Origin of the sequence: Aeromonas sp. QDB54 (assembly GCF_027707385.1) — a bacterium.
Lineage (GTDB): Bacteria > Pseudomonadota > Gammaproteobacteria > Enterobacterales > Aeromonadaceae > Aeromonas > Aeromonas hydrophila.
The window spans coordinates 26,647-45,976 of sequence record NZ_JAPCIT010000005.1 but is presented as its reverse complement, the minus strand read 5'-3'; the positions used below and the strand labels follow the sequence as shown (position 1 = coordinate 45,976).

The 19,330-nt window shown below is 62.5% G+C and carries 18 protein-coding genes; 7 read left to right on the top strand and 11 right to left on the bottom strand.

Annotated elements, in window-relative coordinates; all coding sequences use genetic code 11:
- The first annotated feature begins 28 nt into the window (after window positions 1-28).
- On the top strand, window positions 29-724 hold the full coding sequence (locus tag PG881_RS06350; protein WP_270798773.1) for a B3/B4 domain-containing protein: 696 nt from the start codon (window positions 29-31) through the stop codon (window positions 722-724).
- Window positions 725-873: 149 nt separating this feature from the next.
- Here the strand turns inward: PG881_RS06350 and alr are convergent, their stop codons facing one another.
- The 11 genes from alr to PG881_RS06295 form a co-directional block, all read right to left on the bottom strand.
- The gene (gene alr / locus PG881_RS06345) at window positions 874-1,986 is read right to left on the bottom strand and encodes an alanine racemase (RefSeq protein WP_270798769.1); all 1,113 of its coding nucleotides are present in this window, start codon (window positions 1,984-1,986) and stop codon (window positions 874-876) included.
- Window positions 1,987-2,453: 467 nt separating this feature from the next.
- The gene (locus PG881_RS06340; protein ID WP_029302814.1) at window positions 2,454-4,085 is read right to left on the bottom strand and encodes a methyl-accepting chemotaxis protein; all 1,632 of its coding nucleotides are present in this window, start codon (window positions 4,083-4,085) and stop codon (window positions 2,454-2,456) included.
- Between the two features lie 111 nt (window positions 4,086-4,196).
- Window positions 4,197-5,405 (bottom strand): EAL domain-containing response regulator, encoded by a 1,209-nt coding sequence (locus PG881_RS06335; RefSeq protein ID WP_270798766.1) that lies wholly within the window; start codon window positions 5,403-5,405, stop codon window positions 4,197-4,199.
- Between the two features lie 2 nt (window positions 5,406-5,407).
- Window positions 5,408-6,484, bottom strand: a complete 1,077-nt coding sequence (locus tag PG881_RS06330) for a protein-glutamate methylesterase/protein-glutamine glutaminase (protein WP_139393643.1) — start codon at window positions 6,482-6,484, stop codon at window positions 5,408-5,410.
- Complete coding sequence (locus PG881_RS06325) at window positions 6,481-7,344, bottom strand: CheR family methyltransferase (protein WP_270798758.1); 864 nt, start codon at window positions 7,342-7,344, stop codon at window positions 6,481-6,483. The genes PG881_RS06330 and PG881_RS06325 overlap by 4 nt, the downstream gene beginning before the upstream one ends.
- A gap of 2 nt (window positions 7,345-7,346) precedes the next feature.
- Complete coding sequence (locus PG881_RS06320; protein WP_011706355.1) at window positions 7,347-7,874, bottom strand: chemotaxis protein CheW; 528 nt, start codon at window positions 7,872-7,874, stop codon at window positions 7,347-7,349.
- A 9-nt stretch (window positions 7,875-7,883) separates the two neighbouring features.
- Window positions 7,884-9,560, bottom strand: coding sequence for a methyl-accepting chemotaxis protein (locus PG881_RS06315; protein ID WP_270798755.1), 1,677 nt, complete (start codon window positions 9,558-9,560; stop codon window positions 7,884-7,886).
- A 43-nt stretch (window positions 9,561-9,603) separates the two neighbouring features.
- Entirely contained in the window at window positions 9,604-10,461 is an 858-nt protein-coding gene (locus tag PG881_RS06310; protein ID WP_270798987.1) for a chemotaxis protein CheA, read from the bottom strand.
- 11 nt (window positions 10,462-10,472) lie between these two features.
- Entirely contained in the window at window positions 10,473-11,759 is a 1,287-nt protein-coding gene (locus PG881_RS06305; RefSeq protein WP_270798752.1) for an Hpt domain-containing protein, read from the bottom strand.
- Window positions 11,746-12,066: an STAS domain-containing protein gene (locus PG881_RS06300; protein WP_041217640.1), complete on the bottom strand. Its 321-nt coding sequence runs from the start codon at window positions 12,064-12,066 to the stop codon at window positions 11,746-11,748. Before PG881_RS06300 ends, PG881_RS06305 begins: the two co-directional genes overlap by 14 nt.
- Entirely contained in the window at window positions 12,063-12,431 is a 369-nt protein-coding gene (locus tag PG881_RS06295) for a response regulator (protein WP_024941904.1), read from the bottom strand. The genes PG881_RS06300 and PG881_RS06295 overlap by 4 nt, the downstream gene beginning before the upstream one ends.
- Before the next feature lie 731 nt (window positions 12,432-13,162).
- Here PG881_RS06295 and hybO point away from each other — a divergent pair.
- The 6 genes from hybO to hybE are packed head-to-tail and all read left to right on the top strand — an operon-like array spanning window position 13,163 to window position 19,264.
- On the top strand, window positions 13,163-14,296 hold the full coding sequence (gene hybO / locus PG881_RS06290) for a hydrogenase 2 small subunit (protein WP_011706350.1): 1,134 nt from the start codon (window positions 13,163-13,165) through the stop codon (window positions 14,294-14,296).
- A 2-nt stretch (window positions 14,297-14,298) separates the two neighbouring features.
- Complete coding sequence (gene hybA / locus PG881_RS06285) at window positions 14,299-15,324, top strand: hydrogenase 2 operon protein HybA (protein ID WP_042015680.1); 1,026 nt, start codon at window positions 14,299-14,301, stop codon at window positions 15,322-15,324.
- The gene (hybB, locus tag PG881_RS06280) at window positions 15,317-16,504 is read left to right on the top strand and encodes a Ni/Fe-hydrogenase cytochrome b subunit (protein WP_011706348.1); all 1,188 of its coding nucleotides are present in this window, start codon (window positions 15,317-15,319) and stop codon (window positions 16,502-16,504) included. Before hybA ends, hybB begins: the two co-directional genes overlap by 8 nt.
- Window positions 16,501-18,204 carry a hydrogenase 2 large subunit gene (gene hybC / locus PG881_RS06275; RefSeq protein ID WP_270798746.1) on the top strand — a complete coding sequence of 568 codons (1,704 nt, stop codon included), beginning with the start codon at window positions 16,501-16,503 and terminating at the stop codon, window positions 18,202-18,204. The genes hybB and hybC overlap by 4 nt, the downstream gene beginning before the upstream one ends.
- Window positions 18,204-18,734, top strand: coding sequence for a HyaD/HybD family hydrogenase maturation endopeptidase (locus PG881_RS06270; RefSeq protein WP_270798743.1), 531 nt, complete (start codon window positions 18,204-18,206; stop codon window positions 18,732-18,734). Before hybC ends, PG881_RS06270 begins: the two co-directional genes overlap by 1 nt.
- On the top strand, window positions 18,716-19,264 hold the full coding sequence (gene hybE / locus PG881_RS06265) for a hydrogenase-2 assembly chaperone (protein ID WP_270798740.1): 549 nt from the start codon (window positions 18,716-18,718) through the stop codon (window positions 19,262-19,264). The genes PG881_RS06270 and hybE overlap by 19 nt, the downstream gene beginning before the upstream one ends.
- Window positions 19,265-19,330 lie beyond the last annotated feature (66 nt).

Sequence of the window (19,330 nt, the reverse complement as noted above, 5' to 3'; positions counted from 1 at the left end):
AATAAAATAGTCGATATAAGGATATTCCATGAGATCGGTACAACCGTCAATCGATCCCGCGCTGGCGACGCTGGCCCCGGGATTTCGGGCTATCAGCATTACCCTGCAGACCGACGAGATCGTCAATCCGGCCATCGCCGTCGATGAGCTGGCACAGGCCTGCCAGCGGGTTCTGCACGACCCCGCGCCCTGGACCGAGGCGCATCTGGCCGCCTGGGCCGAGGTATTCAAGGGGTTTGGTGCCAAGCCTCAGCGTACACCCTGTTCGGCGGATGCCCTGCGCAAGCGGGTGCTGCGCGATGGCGCTCTGCCGAGCATCGATCCCGTGGTGGATCTCTACAACGCCATCAGCCTCGCCTACGCCCTCCCGGTCGGCGGGGAGAACCTGGCCGCCTATGTCGGGACGCCCCGGCTGGTCATTGCCGATGGCAGCGAAGCCTTTGACACCATGAAAGAGGGGGCGCCGGCGCAGGAGTGCCCGGAGGCGGGCGAGGTGATCTGGCGCGACGACCTGGGCGTTACCTGCCGGCGCTGGAACTGGCGTCAAGGGGTGAGAACGCGCCTGGATTGCGATGCCAGACAGATGTGGTTCATTCTGGAGAGCCTGCCCGAGATGCCGCTGGCGGCCTTGCAGGAGGCCGCTGCCAGGCTGGTGGACGGGCTGCGGCGCATGATGCCTGACGCCCGCATCGAGCAGAGCCTGGTCGGCTTCGAGCTTCCGTGAACTCGGCAGCAGGGGCGCCTTTTATCCCAACGCTGGGAGGAAGGGACCCCGCTGTGATGTTGCTGCTCTCGCTATGAGGCTGGGTAAAAGGCTTACCTGTTCCTGATGACGGGATGAAAGGCCCATATCACAGGCCCGTACCCGCTTGCTCAGGCCAGCTTCAACATCGGCATCTGTTCGCGCTTGTCACAGTGTGTGAGATGGACCCGGCTGGTCAGGCGGGTCAGCAGCTCGTAGGGGATGGTGCCTATCTTTTCGGCCACCTGTTCCACCGGCAGCCCTTCCCCCCACAGCGTCACCTCGTCTCCTACCTTGTCGCTGGCCGCCGGCCCCAGATCGACGGTGATCATGTCCATGGAGACCCGACCCACGATGGGCACCCGGCGGCCATTGATCAGCATGGGGGTCCCTTCGGGCGCCATGCGGGGGTAGCCATCCCCATAACCCGCCGCCACCACGCCGAGGGTGGTTTTTCGATCTGCCACCCAGTGTCCCCCATAGCCGACCGCCTCGCCCTGCGCACAGGCGCGGGTGGCGATGAGCTGGCTCTTGAGGGTCATGACCGGGCGCAGATCATGGTCGGCGGCGAGTTGACCGGCAAACGGTGAGGCGCCGTAGAGCATGAGGCCAGGCCGGATCCAGTCGCTGCGCGATGCCGGCCAGGCGAGGATGCCGGCGGAGTTGGCCATGGCCCGCTCGCCCGGCAGATGGGCAGAGAGGCGGTTGAACTCCTCGATCTGCAACTGAGTGGCTTGGGTATCCTGTTCATCGGACTGGCTGAAGTGGGTCATCAGATGGAACGGCTGCACCACGTTGCGACAATGGCTCAGCCGCTCGATGAAGGCGGGCAACTCCTCGGCGCGCAGCCCGAGCCGGTTCATCCCGGTATCGAGCTTGAGCCACACCTTGATGGGGGCGGGCAGACTGGCCTGCTCGAGCAGTGCCAGCTGCTCCCAGGTATGCAAGGTGGTTTGCAGTTCGTGTTTCGCCAGCAGCGGCAGCGCCTCGGCACTGAAGAAGCCTCCCAGCACCAGAATGGGCTTGGTGATGGCGTTGGCGCGCAGCACCAGCGCCTCCTCGACCCTGGCCACCGCATAGGCATCGGCCTGGGCGAGTGCGTGGGCCACCGGCAGCAGCCCGTGGCCATAGGCATTGGCCTTGAGTACCGCGATGACCTTGCTGTGGGGGGCATGGCGGCGCACCACGGCGAAATTGTGCTGGAGTGCATCGATATCGATGCTGGCCGTAACTGTGTTCATCATGGGGTCGGGTGTCTGCTCGATGATAAGTTGGCTGCTGGTTTCAATCCTGATCCGGTGATCCTGGCTGCCGCGACGAGCAAACGGGGGGTCACTGAATCATGTTGTTTTATATGCTTTAAAATGTAAAAAGATGTTATCAGTTGTTTTTTGGTTGGTAAATTATGTGGCGAATGAGAATATGAAAATGCGCAAAATACGGGATATTCCTCTGTATAAATTTTGCCTGCCAACGCTTTCTCTGGCTCCTTATGCCCCAGTATTTATCACTGGTTTTGTCCCTCCAATCGGGAGGGGAATGAGGCTGTTTTGGGCTGTTTCTGATGGATGGTTGAGCGGATGCCGCTCTGATGTCGGCATTCCAGCGCCGGCCGTCGTGAGCCCGTGGCAAAGAGGCGGGGTAAAGATGGGAGCTTGATGGCAGGATAAGGAGGAGGGACCAGCCCGGCCCATGGCCGGGCAGGTCGTGGTTATACCTTGAAGAACCCGATGCCCTGGTTGAGCTGCTGGATGATGGTGGTCAGCTGGGAGGCGTCGTGATTGACGCTCTCGGCGGCGGAGACGTTCTCCAGCGACATCTGGGTGATCTCTTCCACCGACTGGGCGATGAGCTGGCTGGCGGCAGCCTGCTCGTGGAGCATGGAGCTTATCTCCTGGATCAGCTCCACCACCTTGCGGGAGCTCTGATCCACCTGGGCCATGGTTTCGCTGGATCCCTCGGTGGTCTCCCGTACCGTGCTCATGCTGTCGGAGCAGGCGTTCATCCCCTTGACCGCGCTGGTGGCCCCCTGCTGGATGGAGGTGAGCATCTCGTTGATCTCCTGGGTGGCCTGGGTGGTGCGCGCCGCCAGGGTCCGCACCTCGTCGGCCACCACGGCGAAGCCGCGGCCCATGTCGCCGGCCCGGGCCGCTTCGATGGCGGCGTTGAGCGCCAGCAGGTTGGTCTGATCCGCGACCCCCTGGATCATCACCGAGATCTGGCTGATGCGGGTGATGTCGTCAAACAAGCCCTGCACCTGCTTGGCGGAGTCGTTGACCGCCGTGGTGACTCTGAGCACCTCCTGGGAGGCGTGCTTGACCTGCTTCTCGCCAGCCTGGGCTATCTCCCCGGATTGCATCACCACGCTGTTGGCCTGATTGGCGAACGAGGAGAGCTGGGAGACGGAGGTGGTGAGCTCTTCGACCGAGGCGGCCGTGTTGGCGGTGGCGAGGGATTGCTGCTGGGAGCTGGTATTGACCTGCTCGGCCGCTGCCCCCAGCTGGGAGGCGCTGGCGGTGAGGCTTTCGGCAGCATGCTGCATGGTTGAGACGATGTCGCGCAGGCTGCGGCGGGTGCTGATCATCGCCTGCTGCATGCGGGTCAGCTCGTCATTGCCCTCGGCCTGATCCGGGGCGGTGAGCCGGCCCTGCGCCAGTTGCTGCAGATCCTGCATGATGGCGAGCAGCGGCTGGTTGATGCTGCCGCTGAGCAGCCAGCCCAGCAGCAAGGAGAGCAGCACCGAGATGGCTAGTATGGTGTAGGTAGCGGTGGTGATGTCGCTGGCAATCACGTCGCTCTCATCGAAGGCCTGTTTGCCCAGCCCTTGGTTGATGTCGACCAGCTTGCTGAGCAGATCGTCCACCACCTGAAACGTGGTGGCAGCCTCGCCTTTCATCAGTTTGATGGCGCTGTCGTTGTCGTTGGCGTAACTTGCCGCCATCGCCTTGTGCGCCGCTTCCTTGTAAAGCGGCCAGGCGCGGTCAAAGTCCGCCAGAGCCAGTTTCTCCGGTTCGCTCAGCTGGGTTGCCCGGTACTTGTCCAGCAGGGCGGCCATCTTCTGCTCGTGCAGATCCATATCCCTGGCAATCTTGTCCATGCCGCTTTGGGTCGGCTCGATGACGTAATCGAACAGCGAGCGGTTGTGATAGATGGCCTGCATGTTGGCGTTGGCAACATCCGTGATGGGGGTCAGGATGTTGAGGTACATGTCGTTGAGCATGTCATTGATGGTGTTTGTGTTCTGCTTGCCGTAGAGCCCGACCCCGATCAGGATGAGATTCAGCAACAGGAAGGAGACGATAAGCCGCGTCTTGATGGAGAGCTGGCGAAGTAGGTTGTTCATGGTAGCCTCATGCTTGTTTCAAGCGTCCATGCAGCGATGTCGATACTGCCGGTGTTGTTGTTATCCCGCCCTCTCAGAGCGGGGTTCCTCAATAGCGCAAAGGGACACGATTCAGGTCGCCCTGGCCTGCCATTCGGCAAACCATTTTTCAATCTGATCGACCGGCAGCGGTCGGCTGATGTAATAGCCTTGCGCCAGCTCGCAGCCGAGCAGTGCCAGCTGTTTCCAGTCCTCTTCGGTCTCCACTCCCTCGGCGACCGTCTTGAGGTTGAGCTTCTGGCTCATGACGATCGCTGAGGTCAATATAGCCAGCTTCTTGGGGCTGCTATGGGCGTCGTGTACGAATTCCTTGTCAATCTTGATCTCGGTGAAAGGACAGCGAGATAGCTGCTTCATGGAGGAGTAGCCGGTGCCATAATCATCCATTGCGATGCCGAATCCCCGCAGTCTCAATCGTGCCAGAGTGCCCAGCGACATGGCGAGGTTGGACATGAAGGTGGTCTCGGTGACTTCGATGATGATGGCGCTGCAGGGCAGTTGATGGGCCTGCACGATGGCGATCATGTTCTCGACCAGCTTGTCCGTCAGCAGCAGGCTGACCGGCATGTTGATGGAGCAGGTGGGGTGCTCGGACAGTGGGCCCAGGGTGGTGAGTGCCTCGCAGGTGGCGTGCAGGAACTGGTAGAAGAAATCGAGCGCCAGTTGCCCCTCTTCCAGATGATGAACGAAGCAGATAGGGGGGATGACCCCGTGCTCGGGGTGGATCCAGCGCACCAGCGCCTCGAAGCCGTAGAGACTGGCGTCCGCCATCAGCACCTTGGGCTGCAGAAAAGGGATCAGTTGGCGGTTGTCCAGCGCCTGCTGTACATCCTCGGCGGTGAAGGTGAGCTGCATCCACTTCTTGTTTTCCCGGTGTGCCAGCGGATCGCAATGCTGCAGCATGTTGCGCAGATCGCTTTGTCGCAGCGGTTTTGACAGCACGCCGATCACCTCCAGGGTGCTGGCATCGGCGATGGCGTGGATCACGTCCAGCACGTCCCGCTCCACCCCGCTCATCACGGCCACGAACATCCGGTAGTGGGTGTTCTTCTCCAGGTTGCTGATGAGCTCGACCCCGTCCATGCCGGGCATGTTGAGGTCGGTCAGCAGCAGATCGATGCGCTCGAGCTGCTGCAGCTTGTTCAGGGCATCCTGGCCATCATGGGCAACGTGGATCTGGCCGAACCCCAACTCCTGCAGCAGGCAGGTCACTTCGTACTGCTGGGTGCGGGAGTCATCCACCACCATGGCACTGCGGCCTTGCCATTTTTCCAATGACATAATTACACGCCTCGTAGATCCGGACGGCTGAGCGTCTGGGTAATGTGGGTGAGGGACATGACTTCATCCACTCCGCCGTGGGCTATGGCCTCTTTGGGCATGCCGAACACCACGCAACTGGCTTCATCCTGGGCGATGGTGCGTGCGCCCGTGTCGTGCAGTTCCCGCATGCCGCGGGCGCCGTCATCCCCCATGCCGGTCATGATGACGCCGAGGGCGTTGCGCCCCGCACTCACCGCCACCGAGCGAAACAGCACGTCCACCGAGGGGCAGTGGCGGGAGACCGGCGGCCCCTCTTTGACTTCCGCCAGATACTGGGTGCCGCTGCGCTGGATCAGCAGGTGCTTGCCCCCCGGTGCTATGATGGCGACCCCGGGCAGCAGGCGATCGCCGGTCTCGGCCTCTTTCACCTCCAGCTGGGAGAGGCCGTTGAGCCGCTCGGCAAAGGAGGCGGTGAAGCGGGCCGGCATGTGCTGGACGATGGCGATCCCCGGGCAGGTGGCGGGCAGGCGGGAGAGCAGGTACTCCAGCGCCTGGGTGCCGCCGGTGGAGGTGCCGAGCGCAACGATCTTCTCGGTGGTGCGAAAGGAGATCCGCTCCGCCGGCGGGGAGAGTACCTCGTCGGCATTGTGCCTCGGGGTGACCGGCAGCGGGGCGGTACCGGGCAGCAGATTGCGCAGCTTGGCGCCGACGGCGCCCCGGATCTCCTGGATGAAGTCGTTGGCGGACTGTTGCAGGAAGCTCTTGATGCCGACGCTGGGCTTGGTGACGATGGAGATGGCCCCCGCCGACATCGCCTCCAGGGTGATCATGGCCCCCTCTTCGGTGAGGGAGGAGCAGATGATGACCGGGGTGGGGTGCTCGGCCATGATCTTCTTGAGGAAGGTGAGACCGTCCATGCGCGGCATCTCGATGTCGAGGATGATGACGTCGGGCCAGCACTTCTTCATCTGCTGCATGGCGAAGATGGGGTCGAAGGCGGCGCCGATCACCTCGATATCCTCCGCCTTGCTCAGCATCTGGGTCAGTACCTCTCGTACCAGGGCCGAGTCGTCGACGATAAGCACGCGTATGGTCATGGCAGCTCCTTGGGCTGAAGGGGCAGGCAGCGGTAGCGGGAGGGGGCCTCCTGCACCAGCGGCAGATCCTGCTGGCGGATGATCTCGGAGTGGCCGACCAGCAGGTAGCCGTCCGGGCGCAACAGGTTGCAGAGCTGCGACAGCACCCGGGCCTTGGTCTCGTCATTGAAGTAGATGAGCACGTTGCGCAGGAAGATGACGTCGAAGTTGCGCTCCGGATAGTCGCCGCAGGTCAGCAGGTTGAGGTTGGCAAAGGTGACCTTGCCGGCCAGCTCCGGCTTGACCCGGATCTTGCCGGCGAACTCGTCATGGCCGCGCTGAAAATAGTGCAGCCACAGATGGGGCGGCACGTGCTGGGCCCGCTCGACCGAGTAGACGGCGCGGCGGGCAAAGGGGATGACCCGGGTGTTGATGTCGGTGCCGTGGATGCTCCAGCGATCGTTGATGCCGAGCTGTTCGGCCAGCACCATGGCGGCGGAGTAGGCTTCTTCCCCGGTGGAGCAGGCGGCGGACCAGACTCGCAGCGGCTGGCGGCGAGTGGCAAGCAGCTGTTCGGCATGGTGCTTGAGCCAGCTGAAGTGCTGGGATTCGCGAAAGAAATAGGTCTCGTTGGTGGAGAGCAGATTGATGGCGAGCTGCCGCTCGTGGGGATCGATGGACTGATTGATCCGCTCCCAGTAGGCATGATAGCTGGTGAGGTGCAGTGCCCGCAGCCGCTTGGCGAGCCGGGATTGCACCAGCGCCCGCTTGCAGGGGGCAAGGTCGATGCCGGCCGAATTCAGGATGAAGCGGCGAAACAGATCGAACTCGCCCTGGCTGAGAGTCGGGGTGAGTTCGGCGGTGAAGGGGGGCGCCACCATGGTCAGCCGCCCTGTTCCGGGGAGAACTGCTGCTCGGTGGCCGCCTCGGCCATGGCGCTCAGCTCGGCGATGGAGAGGGCCCTGTGCATGTCGAGCAGGATGGCGAACTGCTGATCGATGGTGACCACCCCCTGAATGAAGTCGCCGCGGATGTGGGTGCCGAAGGTGGGGGCCGGTTCGATGGCGTCGCTGCGGATCTCCAGCACCTCGCAGACCGCATCCAGCAGCATGCCGATCTCCTGCTCCTCGCCGGTGCTGTTGGGCAGGGAGAGGATGGCGACGCAGGTGGTGGGCTGCAGCAGGGTCTGGCCCCGGCCGAAACGGATGGAGAGGTCGATCACCGGCACCACGGCGCCGCGCAGGTTGATGATGCCTCGCACGAAGCGCGGCATCATGGGCACCGGGGTCATCCCCTCGAACTCGATGATCTCGCGAATGCAGCCGATGTCGATGCCGTATAGTTCGCCGCCCAGCATGAAGGTGACGCAGTGAAAGTGGGCGCTGGTATCAGGGGCAAGCTTGTCTCTCATCGCCGGCTCCTAGTAGTTGGTGAACTTGCCATCGTCTATCTCTCGCTCCAGATCCTCTTCATGAAAAGGGTAGGGGCGGGAGAATGCAGACTTTGGCTTGCTGCGCCGGATGACATGGGCGCCGCCGTGCGGGGTATAGGGCTGGCGGCTGTTGCCGCCGCGCAGGGTGAACTGCTGCATCAGCTCCTGCAACTGCAGGGCGGTGGAGCTCAGCTCTTCCGAGGTGGAACTGAGTTCTTCCGCCGAGGCGGCCGAGGCCTGCATGCCGTCGCTTATCTGGGTCACGGCGATGTTGATCTGGGAGACGCTGGCCCGCTGCTCGCGGGAGGCGGAGGCGATCTCCTGCACCAGGGTGGCAGTCTGATCGATGCCTGGCAGCATTTCACGCAGCAAGGATCCCGCCTGCTCGGCGACGCTGACCGAGCGCCCGGCCAGCTCGCCAATCTCCTTGGCGGCGGTCTGGGAGCGTTCGGCCAGTTTGCGCACCTCGGCGGCGACGGTGGCAAAGCCCTTGCCGTGCTCGCCGGCGCGGGCCGCCTCGATGGCGGCGTTGATGGCCAGCAGGTCGGTCTTGTTGGCGATGTCGTTGATGACGGTGATGCGCGACGCTATCTCCTTCATGGCGTGTACCATCTCGCCGACCGCCTTGCCGCTTTCGGTGGCGCTGCTGGCCGCTTTGGTGGAGATGTTCTCGGTCACCTTGGCATTGTCGGCATTCTGGCTGACGGTGGCGGTCATCTCCTCGACCGAGGCACTGGTCTGCTCGACGCTGGAGGCGAGCTCGGAGGAGGTCTGGGAGAGGGCATTGGCGGTGGCGGCCACCTGCTCGGAGGCGGAGCCGATGGCTTCCGACATGGCGCCCACCTCGTTGAGGGTGTCGGAGAGGCGGTGGGCCATGCTCTTGATTGCATAGAGCAGGCTCGAGGTGTCATCGGCCTTGAGCTGCACCGGAGTGGAGAGATCCCCCTCGGCGACCCGGGCCACCACCTGCACCGTGTAGGAAGGGTCACCCCCCAGCTGGCGCAATATGCTGCGGGTCACCAGCAGGGCCAGGATGAGGCAGATGAGAAAGGCGGCGCTGGCGATGGCGATGAGGATCTGCAGGTTGTCCTGATAGATGGCCTGGCTCTCATCCATGGATTGGGATGCCAGTTCGGCATTCACCTTGACCAGATCGCTCAGCAGTCCATCGGCGATGTCGAAGGCCGGGCGTCCCTTGTCACCCATCAGCCGAAAGGCGTTGCGCTCGGGCTCCCCATCCTGGCCCGGTGTCTGAGCCAGCTTCAGGATCTCGCTGGCGTACTGCTTGTAAGTGGCCCAGGCCTGATCGAAGCGGGTCAGCAGGTCCACCTCCCGCTGGGTGAGGTAGGTCTTGCGGTAGCTGGCCAGAAAATCCCACATCCCCTTCTCGAACTTGTCGACATTGACCAACGCCTGGGCTTTGAGATCCGGGTCAACCTCGCCGATGTAGCGATAGAGGGCCCGGTTCTGGTAGACCGCATAGATGTTGGCGTTGGCGATGTCCTTGATCGGCAACAGCTGGTTGGCGTGCATGTTGCTGACCAGCTGCACCATGGTCCTGGTGGAGTAGTAGCTGGTGAGCGACAGCACCACCAGCAGCACCATGAGGATGGAGAACGAGAACACCAGCTTTGTTCTGACTTGCAAGTTGTGAAACCAGTCCATGGTCTGACTCCGTCAATTCCGTTGATGTGCTTAAGGTGTGTGGTCAATCTCTGAGGCTGTAGAGGGTATCGGCCTGTTGCCGGAGCGCATGCTGTTCCCGCCGCCAGGCCAGCTGGATGAGCTGGGGGACGTCGAGGATGAGCGCCGGCTGACCGTTGCCCAGAATGGTGGAGCCGCTCACGTAGCGCAGGGACTTGAACAGCTCGCCGAGCGGCTTGATGACGGCCTGCACCTCGCCAATCAGGCGATCCACCACGATGCCGGCACGATGGTCGGCATAGTCCACCATCACCACGAACTCGGGTTCGTCGGCAGGGGGCAGGGCAAACAGCTCGCGCAGGACGATGAAGGGCACCCACTCGCCGCGCACGTTGATCTGGCGGGCCGGGGTACGCAGGGCATCCGGCGGCAGATCGATGCACTCGACCATCATGTCGAGGGGGATCACCAGGGAGGCGTGATCCACCTCGATGCGAAAACCGTCGATGATGGCCAGGGTGAGCGGCAGTCTCAGCCTAAAGGTGGTGCCCAGCCCCAGCCGGCTGTCGATGGTGGTTTCGCCGCGCAGAAACTCCAGATTGCGCTTGACCACGTCGAGCCCGACTCCCCGCCCGGAGAGATCGCTGACATCGCTGGCCGTCGAGAAGCCGGGCAGAAACAGCAATTGAAAGATCTCCTGTTCACTCAATACCTTGCCTTCCGGCAGCAGCCCCTGGCCATGGGCCTTGGCGAGGATCTTGTCGCGGTCGATGCCGCGGCCGTCGTCGCTGACCTCCACCACCACGGCGCCGGCGTCGTGATAGGCGTTGAGGGTGATGGTTCCTTGCGCCGGCTTGCCGGCGGCGAGCCGGATCTGTTGCTCTTCGAGGCCATGGTCGGCGGCGTTGCGCACCAGGTGCATCAGGGGGTCGGTCAGCTTCTCGACCATCGACTTGTCGATGTCGGTATCGGCGTTGCGGATCTGCAGCTGGATCTCCTTGCCGGTCTGCTGGGAGAGTTCGTGCACCAGTCGCGGGAAGCGGTTGAAGATCTCGTTGATGGGCACCATGCGCAGGGTGAGCGCGTCGTCGCGGATCCCTTCCACCAGGGTGTTGACGATGGCCACTGATTCGATGTGTCCGCATCGCCCCTCATCCTCGCCTGCAGGGTGGTTGCCGAGGTGGCGATCACCAGCTCGCCGACCCGATTGATCAGCCGATCGAGCTTGGCCGCCTCGATGCGGATGTAGTGCCCCTCCGCTCGCAGCGGTGCGGGTCTGGTCTGCTGTGGGGGGGCCTCCTGCGGCGGCTGGGTTGGCGGGGTGGGGGGTGCCAAGGCCGGTTCGACGCTTGCCGCGCCGGGCGTCAGTTCGCCCTGCGCGATGCAGGCCGCTTCCGCTTTGCTCAGGGCGCCGGCCTGCACCCAGCGCTGCAACTGGGCCGCGAGCGGCTCATTGCACCAGGCCGCCAGCTTTTGCCCCTGTTCTGAAAACTGCGCCAGATCCTGATGGGGGCTGAGCAGGCAGATGAGACTGGCGTGGGCAACGAAATCGAAGGTACTCCGGATCCGCTCGGCCGGTTCGGCGCTGAGCAGGCCAATCTCGTAGCCGAGAAAACACTCGGTGGCATCGAGCAGTTGCAGCGGGGGCCACTCCTGCCAGACCGGCTGGATGACGCGGATCTCCCCCAGGTTGCCGAGGTAGCGGATGAAGGCCAGCAGATCGAAGCCGTCCTGATAGAGAGCGGGATAGAAGCGCAGGGAGAGGTGCCAGGCGCGCCGATCCGTCTGATTGACCGGTGCGGGAGCCGGCATGATCAGCGGCTGGCTGGGCAGGGTCTGGTGCCCTTGCAGCTGGGAGAGCAGGGCCAGGATCTGCTGGGTCTCGGTCTGTTGCAGCTCGGGGTTGTGTTCGGCCCCCTGCAGCAGGTCGTGCAGTTGATCGTTGCAGGCCAGCAGCAGGTTGATGAGGTGTTCGTCCAGCGCGATCTCGCCGCTGCGCAGCCGCTCCAGCATGTTCTCCATGGCGTGGGCGAAGCGCACCAGCATGGCCAGTCCCAGCATGCCAGCCGAGCCCTTGATGGTGTGGGCGGTGCGAAACATCAGGTTGTAGGTGTCGGGGTTGGCCGGATAGGTGTCGCGATCCAGCAGGGCGTGTTCCAGATTGTCGCACTGCTCGTAGGCCTCCTCGAAAAAGAGGGCGCGGGCCTTATTGATATCCATCCGCGCGGCCCTCCCCATGGTCGGCTGGCCACAATCCCATCAGGCTCAAGACATGGCGGGCCTGGCTGCCTTCAGCGGCCTCGAGTCGCAGCTGCTTGCCCTGCTGGCCGGCCTCCTGCTGCAGGATGGCGATAAGCTGGGCACCGCAGCCATCGAGCATCTCCAGCGGGGTGAGATCCAGCGTCAATACCGAGAAATTGAGCAGGCCGAACAGATCATCCTGCAGATCCCCCAGTGTGATGACGCTGAGCTCGCCGCTCAGGGTGGCGGTCACCGGCGTTTGCCGGGTGTCGATCGCCAGGCTCATGGCTGCACCACCTTGCAGACATCGTCCAGCAGCTTGAGCGGTTCGAACGGCTTGGTGAGCCAGACTCGGGCGCCGGCCTCGAATCCTTCCCGCTTGATCTGCTCGGAGTCTTCGGTGGTCAGCATGATGAAGGGGAGGTAGCGGGTAGTCTGCTGGGCCTTGACCCGTCTTAGCAGGGTCATGCCATCCATGCCGGGCATGTTGAGATCGGAGATGATGAGGTGTACCCGCCGCTGATCCAGTTCGATGAGGGCGGCTTCGCCGTCGCCGGCCTCAATCACCTCAAAACCGGCGCTGCTGAGCGTCATGGTGATGGCCGCCCTGATCCCCACGGAATCATCCACCACCAGTATGGTTTTGCTCATCGGTCATCCTCATCGACTTCATGGGTTCCTTGCCCTTAGCGCCAAGGGCAGAGCCCGCACAGGGCTCAGTGATAATTGTTGTTCAACAGCTTGATGTTGGAGAGATTTTTATGTCATCACTGACTAATAGAGACAAATGGCGCCAGTTGTACGGGGCAGGTGGTGCAACCGGGCCGGGAAGGAGGGGGCGGATCACCTGTTGCAAGCGGGGGAATAGGGGGGAAATGCAGATATCCTGTTGATGACAGTTAATTAATCAAGCAAGGGAGATATTTCTTGAAATAGGCAGAGGAGCCTATTTGAGAAGCTGATAATAAATATCGTTCGCGCGTCCATTCCACTTGTTTACATATAATTATACAAATATAAAGGTATATATTATCAGCCACTTTAGGCGAGGTAAAATAGCCTATGGCTGGTAACATAAAGACCGGGTTAAATAGTGTGACAACGCTTTCATTCTGATTATTTAACATCACGAATTAACGGGTAATTTAAATGAATTAAATTCATTAACACGCCAAATTACCCCCTAGTGGGTATTTTTACAGTGTGTGGCATGCTTTCTAAGTCTATGCTACATATGATTTTTTTAAATCCATGCTGATGAGTTTTCTATTTGGATAATCTTCCGTCACTTGATGGAGATCAACGCGGGGCAGGGGGGGAGTACTTAGCATTTCCGCTATTAAGCATTTATCAAACAAGTGCTCACTACGGGAATAAAAAGAATGGTCGAGGATACTTTTTTATCGGCTCATGGAATTAATCGCCGTGACTTTATGAAATTGTGCGCCGGGATGGCCGCAACCCTTGGATTAAGCCAGCATGCCGTGGCCAAGATGGCCACCGCGCTCACCAGCCCCGAGCGGCCACCGGTGATCTGGATAGGGGCGCAGGAGTGTACCGGTTGCACCGAGTCGCTGCTGCGCGCCACCCACCCCACCATCGAGAACCTGATCCTCAACACCATTTCGCTGGAGTACCACGAGGTGCTCTCGGCGGCCTTCGGCCATCAGGCCGAAGAGAACAAGCACAATGCCATCGAACGCTACAAGGGCAAGTATGTGCTGGTGGTGGATGGTTCCATCCCGCTCAAGGATGGCGGCATCTACTGCATGGTGGCCGGTGAACCCATCGTCGACCATATTCGCCGCGCGGCTGCCGATGCGGCTGCCGTCATCGCCATCGGCTCCTGCGCCGCCTGGGGCGGGGTGCCTGCCAGCGGCGGCAACCCGACCGGTGCCGTCAGCCTGGAGGAGGCCCTCGGCAACCTCGGCACGCCGATTATCAATATCCCGGGCTGCCCGCCCAACCCCCACAACTTCCTCACCACGGTCGCTTACTACATCACCTACGGCAAGCTGCCGGCGCTCGATGCCAAGAAGCGGCCGCTGTTTGCCTATGAGCGGCTCATCCACGAAAACTGTGAGCGCCGCCCGCACTTCGATGCCGGCCGCTTCGCCAAGGAGTTTGGCGACGAGGGCCACCGGCAGGGCTGGTGTCTCTACCATCTTGGTTGCAAGGGGCCGGAGACCTACGGCAACTGCTCGACCCTGGAGTTCTGCGATGTGGGCGGCGGCATCTGGCCGGTGGGCATAGGCCATCCCTGCTACGGCTGCAACGAGCAGGGAGTGGGTTTCAGCAAGGGGATCTTCCAGCTCGCCAAGGTGGAGAATCCCACCCCGCGGGTGAACAAGCCCGACGTGGCCATCCAGGAGGGAGGACACATGTCGCCCACCGCCACCGGCCTTATCGGTGGGGCGCTCGGGGTGCTGGTCGGGGTGAGTCTGATGACGGTGCGCGAGCTCGGTCGCCAGCAGAAGCGCCATGAAGCCGGGCAGCACACCTCACGGGAGGAGTGACCGTGAACAGACGCAACTTCCTCAAATTCGCCTCCGTCGGTGCGCTGGCGGCGGGCACCACCGTCTCCGGCACTGCCCTGGCGGCGGCCGAGAACAAGCCGCCCATTCCCGGCGCGCTCGGCATGCTCTACGACTCCACCCTCTGCATCGGCTGCCAGGCCTGTGTGGCGGAGTGCCAGCGCCTCAACGGCAACCCGGCCAATCCGGCTGGGGAAGCAACCTGGTCCAACAACGACAAGCTGAGCCCCTACACCAACAACATCATTCAGGTGTGGAAGAGCGGCACGGGTGAGCACAAGGATCAGCTGGTGGATGGCTATGCCTACATCAAGAAGCAGTGTATGCACTGTGTCGATCCCAACTGTGTCTCCGTCTGCCCGGTGCAGGCGCTGACCAAGGATCCCAAGACCGGCATCGTCCACTACGACCCGGATGTCTGCACCGGCTGTCGCTACTGCATGGTGGGCTGCCCGTTCGACGTGCCCAAATATGACTACGACAACCCGTTCGGGGCGATCCACAAGTGTGAGCTCTGCAACCAGAAGGGGCTTGAGCGCATTGATCAGGGCAAGTTGCCCGGCTGCGTCGAGGTGTGTCCCACCGGCGCCGTCATCTTCGGCACCCGCGAGGCGCTGATGGCCGAGGCCAAGCGCCGGCTGCTGGCCACCCCGGGCAGCGAATATGCCTACCCGCGCCAGACCTTCAGCGCCAACGATCCCTACCTGCATGAAGTGCCCAACTACCAGCCTTACGTCTATGGCGAGAAGGAGGGGGGCGGCACCCAGGTGCTGGTGCTGGCCGGGGTGCCCTACACCAAGCTCGACATGCCCGACTTGCCGGAGCTCTCCTCCGGGGCGCGCTCCGAGCACATCCAGCACACCCTCTACAAGGGGATGGTGCTGCCGCTGGTGGTGCTGACCGGGCTGTCGGTGCTCATTCGCCGCAACACCAAGGACCATCAGGATGGCGACGATCATGACTCGCACGCGGGCCATGACAAGCAATCGGGAGGCAAGGATCATGAGTAATCACAAGGCTCATCCGCTGGGGGGCAGGCTGGTCAGCTGGCCGGTCATGGTGCTGGCGCCGTTCGTCATCCTGTGCGGCATGCTGATCCTAAAACGCCTCATCTTCGGGCTGGGCTCGGTGACCGATCTCAACGGCGGCTACCCCTGGGGGCTCTGGATCTCGTTCGATCTGCTGATCGGCACCGGTTTCGCCTGCGGCGGCTGGGCGCTGGCCTGGGCGGTCTATGTCTTCAACCGGGGCGAGTATCACCCCCTGGTGCGACCGGCCCTGCTGGCGAGCCTGTTCGGCTATTCGCTGGGCGGCCTCTCCATCACCATCGACGTCGGCCGTTACTGGAACCTGCCCTACTTCTACATTCCGGGTTTCTTCAACACCTCTTCGGTGTTGTTCGAGACGGCGGTCTGCATGACCATCTACATCGGGGTGATGGCGCTGGAGTTTGCCCCCGTGCTGATGGAGAAGTTCGGCTGGAAGGTCTCCCTTGCGCGGATCAACAAGGTCATGTTCTTCATCCTGGCGCTGGGGGCCCTGCTGCCCACCATGCACCAATCCTCCATGGGATCCCTGATGATAGTGGCGGGGGAGAAGATCCATCCGCTCTGGCAAAGCTACGAGCTGCTGCCGGTCTTCTCCTTGCTCACCGCCTTCATCATGGGCTTCTCCATCGTGGTGTTTGAAGGCTCTCTGGTGCAGGCGGGGCTGGCGGGGCGCGGCCCCAACGAGAAGCCGCTGTTCTACAAGCTGACCCAGGTGATCGACATCTTCCTGATCCTGTTTGTGGCGCTGCGCTTTGCCGAGATCGTCATCAACGACAAGTCGGAGTACCTCTCCCAGTGGGATCGCTACGCCTTGATGTTCTGGAGCGAGATCGCGCTGATGATCTTCCCGCTGCTGGTGTTCCACTGGGACAAGAGCCGCCGCGATTCGCGCATGTTGTTCCTGGGGGCCCTCAGCATGCTGCTGGGCGCCGCCCTCTGGCGACTGGACTACTCCCTGCTCGCCTTCAACCCCGGCAATGGCTACCACTACTTCCCCTCCGCGGCGGAAGTGCTGATCTCCTTGGGCTTCGTCGCCATCGAGGTGTGTGCCTATTTGCTGCTGATCCGGCTGCTGCCGGTACTGCCATCACTTGAACGTGTTCACCAAGATTATCAGGCCCGAGGGAAAGCCAACGTATGAGCCAACGTATCACCATAGACCCCATCACCCGCATCGAGGGTCACCTGCGTATCGACTGTGAAATCGAAGGCGGCGTCGTCACCAAGGCCTGGTCGTCCGGCACCATGTGGCGCGGGATGGAGGAGATCGTCAAGGGCAACGACCCGCGCGATGCCTGGATGATAGTGCAGCGCATCTGCGGGGTGTGCACCTCCATTCACGCCATCGCCTCGGTGCGGGCGGTGGAGAATGCCATCGGTGCCAAGGTGCCGGTCAACGCCCAGTACATCCGCAATCTGATCATTGCGGCCCACAACATCCACGATCACATCGTCCACTTCTATCAGCTCTCCGCGCTGGACTGGGTGGACATCACGGCCGCACTGCAGGCCAATCCGCAAAAGGCGGCCGACCTGCTCAAGGGGGTATCGACCTGGTCCCTCAACAGCGCCGACGAGCTGACCAAGGTGCAGGACAAGATCCGCGCCCTGGTGGCGAGCGGCCAGCTCGGCATCTTCGCCAACGGTTACTGGGGCCACAAGGCGATGAAGCTGAGCCCGGAGGTGAACCTCATCGCCGTGGCCCACTACCTGCAGGCACTGGAGTGCCAGCGCGATGCCAACCGCATCGTCGCCATCCTCGGCGGCAAGACTCCCCACATCCAGAACCTGGCGGTGGGCGGGGTGGCCAACCCCATCAACCTGGATGCGCCGAGCGTGCTCAACCTGGAGCGGCTGCTCTATGTGAAGAGCTTTATCGACCGGCTCGGCGAGTTTATCGAGCAGGTCTACAAGGTGGATGCCGCCATCATAGCCGCGCATTACCCCGAGTGGCTGAACCTGGGGCAGGGGGCCAAGCACTACCTGAGCGTGCCTGAGCTGCCCACCGACGGTGACGGCGGCAGCTTCCTGATGCCGGGCGGCTACATCGAAAACGGCGATCTGGCCGGCTATCGTCCCATCGAGAGCCATCAGGATGCCTGGCTGATGGATGGCATCGCCGAGAGCAACAAGCACGCCTGGTACAAGGATGACGAACCCCTCAAGCCCTGGGAGGGCAAGACCGAGCCCAACTACACCGGCTGGCAGGATGACGGCAAGTACTCCTGGGTCAAATCCCCCACCTTCTACGGCAAGGTGGTGGAGGTGGGGCCGCTCGCAGACCTCTTGGTGAAGCTCGCGGCCAAGCACCCGGAGACGGTGGCGCACTTCGATCAGCTGAACGGCCTCTACAAGACGCTGACTGGCTCTGCCATCAAGACCGAACAGCTGCACTCCACCCTGGGCCGCATCATCGGCCGGGCGGTGCGCTGCTGCGTGCTGAAAGACACCTTGTCCCATCAGTGGAAGGCGCTGGTGGACAACATCGGCAAGGGAGATTTCAGCGCCTACATCAAGACCGAGATCCCGGCGGACAAGGAGTTTCGCGGGGTGGGCTTTGAAGAGGCGCCGCGCGGCATGCTCTCCCACTGGATCGTCATCAAGGGCGGCAAAATTGCCAACTATCAGGCGGTGGTGCCGTCGACCTGGAACTCGGGCCCGCGCAACTTCAACGACGAGCCCGGCCCCTACGAGCAATCTTTGGTAGGCACCCCGGTGGCCGACCCGGCCAAGCCGCTGGAGGTGGTGCGCACCATCCACTCGTTCGACCCCTGCATGTCCTGCGCGGTGCACGTGGTGGATACCCAGAGTGGTGAAACAACTCAGGTGAAGGTGCTGTGATGAACACCCTGATCCTGGGCGTGGGCAACTTGCTGTTGAGCGATGAGGCCGTCGGCGTGCGCATCGTCGAGGGGCTGGAGCACGACTACCGCTTCGCCCCCGGCATCGAGCTGCTTGACGGCGGCACCGCCGGCATGGAGCTGCTCGAAGCGATGGCCAGTCGCGACCACATCATACTGGCGGACGCGGTGCGCAGCGGCAATCCGCCGGGTACCGTGGTGACCCTGAAAGATGAGGAGATCCCGACCCTGTTCGGTCGCAAGATCTCCCCCCATCAGCTGGGGCTGGCGGACGTGCTCTCGGCGCTGCACATGACAGGGGAGTCGCCCAAGCGGCTCACCCTGATCGGGGTCGAGCCCGAATCCCTCGAGCCCCGCATCGGCCTCACCCCCGTGGTGGTGGCGGCGCTGGGGGAGGCGACGGATCGGATATTGACCCTGCTGGTCAGCCTGGGTGCTCCGGCCATTCCGCTCTCTGAGCAGGAGAAGGCCGAGCGAGCGCGGGAGGGCGTATGGCGCAATCCATTGTGAATGAGACAGTGAACGAAGCCGCGAAAGAGGTGGCGCAGGAGTTTGCCGGTTTTGCCGCGAATCCCGCGCCATTGCTGGTAGCCCAGTACGAGCGGATCGCCAGAGAAGAGATGCAGGCCCTGCCGTTCTACCACCCGGCGATGCCCATCGTGGCCGAGTGCACCTTGTTTGAAGGGCAGTGGCTTGGCTGCGTGCTCACCCCCTGGATGTTGAGCGTGGTGGTGCTGCCGGGGCCGGATCAGCTCTGGCCGGTGCGCAGCAGCAGCGATCGGCTCGCCCTGCAGCTCCCCTGCGGCAACCTGACCTTTATGGTGGGAGCATTGCCCGAGACGGGGCAGCTGCTGGCCTGCTCGCTCATGTCCCCCATCGACCCGCATCTGGGGGCCGACGAGGGGCGGGCGCTGGTGAGCAGCACCCTCAAGATGCTGCTTTCGCTTCCGGTGCAGCAGGGGGAGGGCGGCGTGAACTTGAGCCGGCGCCGCCTGTTCAGCGGCCGGCGCGGCGACCCTGTGGGCGACACCCAGCGCTAGGTCTCATCTGCAATCAGGTTTAGAATAGGGGCCGTTTTGGCCCCTCACTCGCTTCTGTCGTGCCCC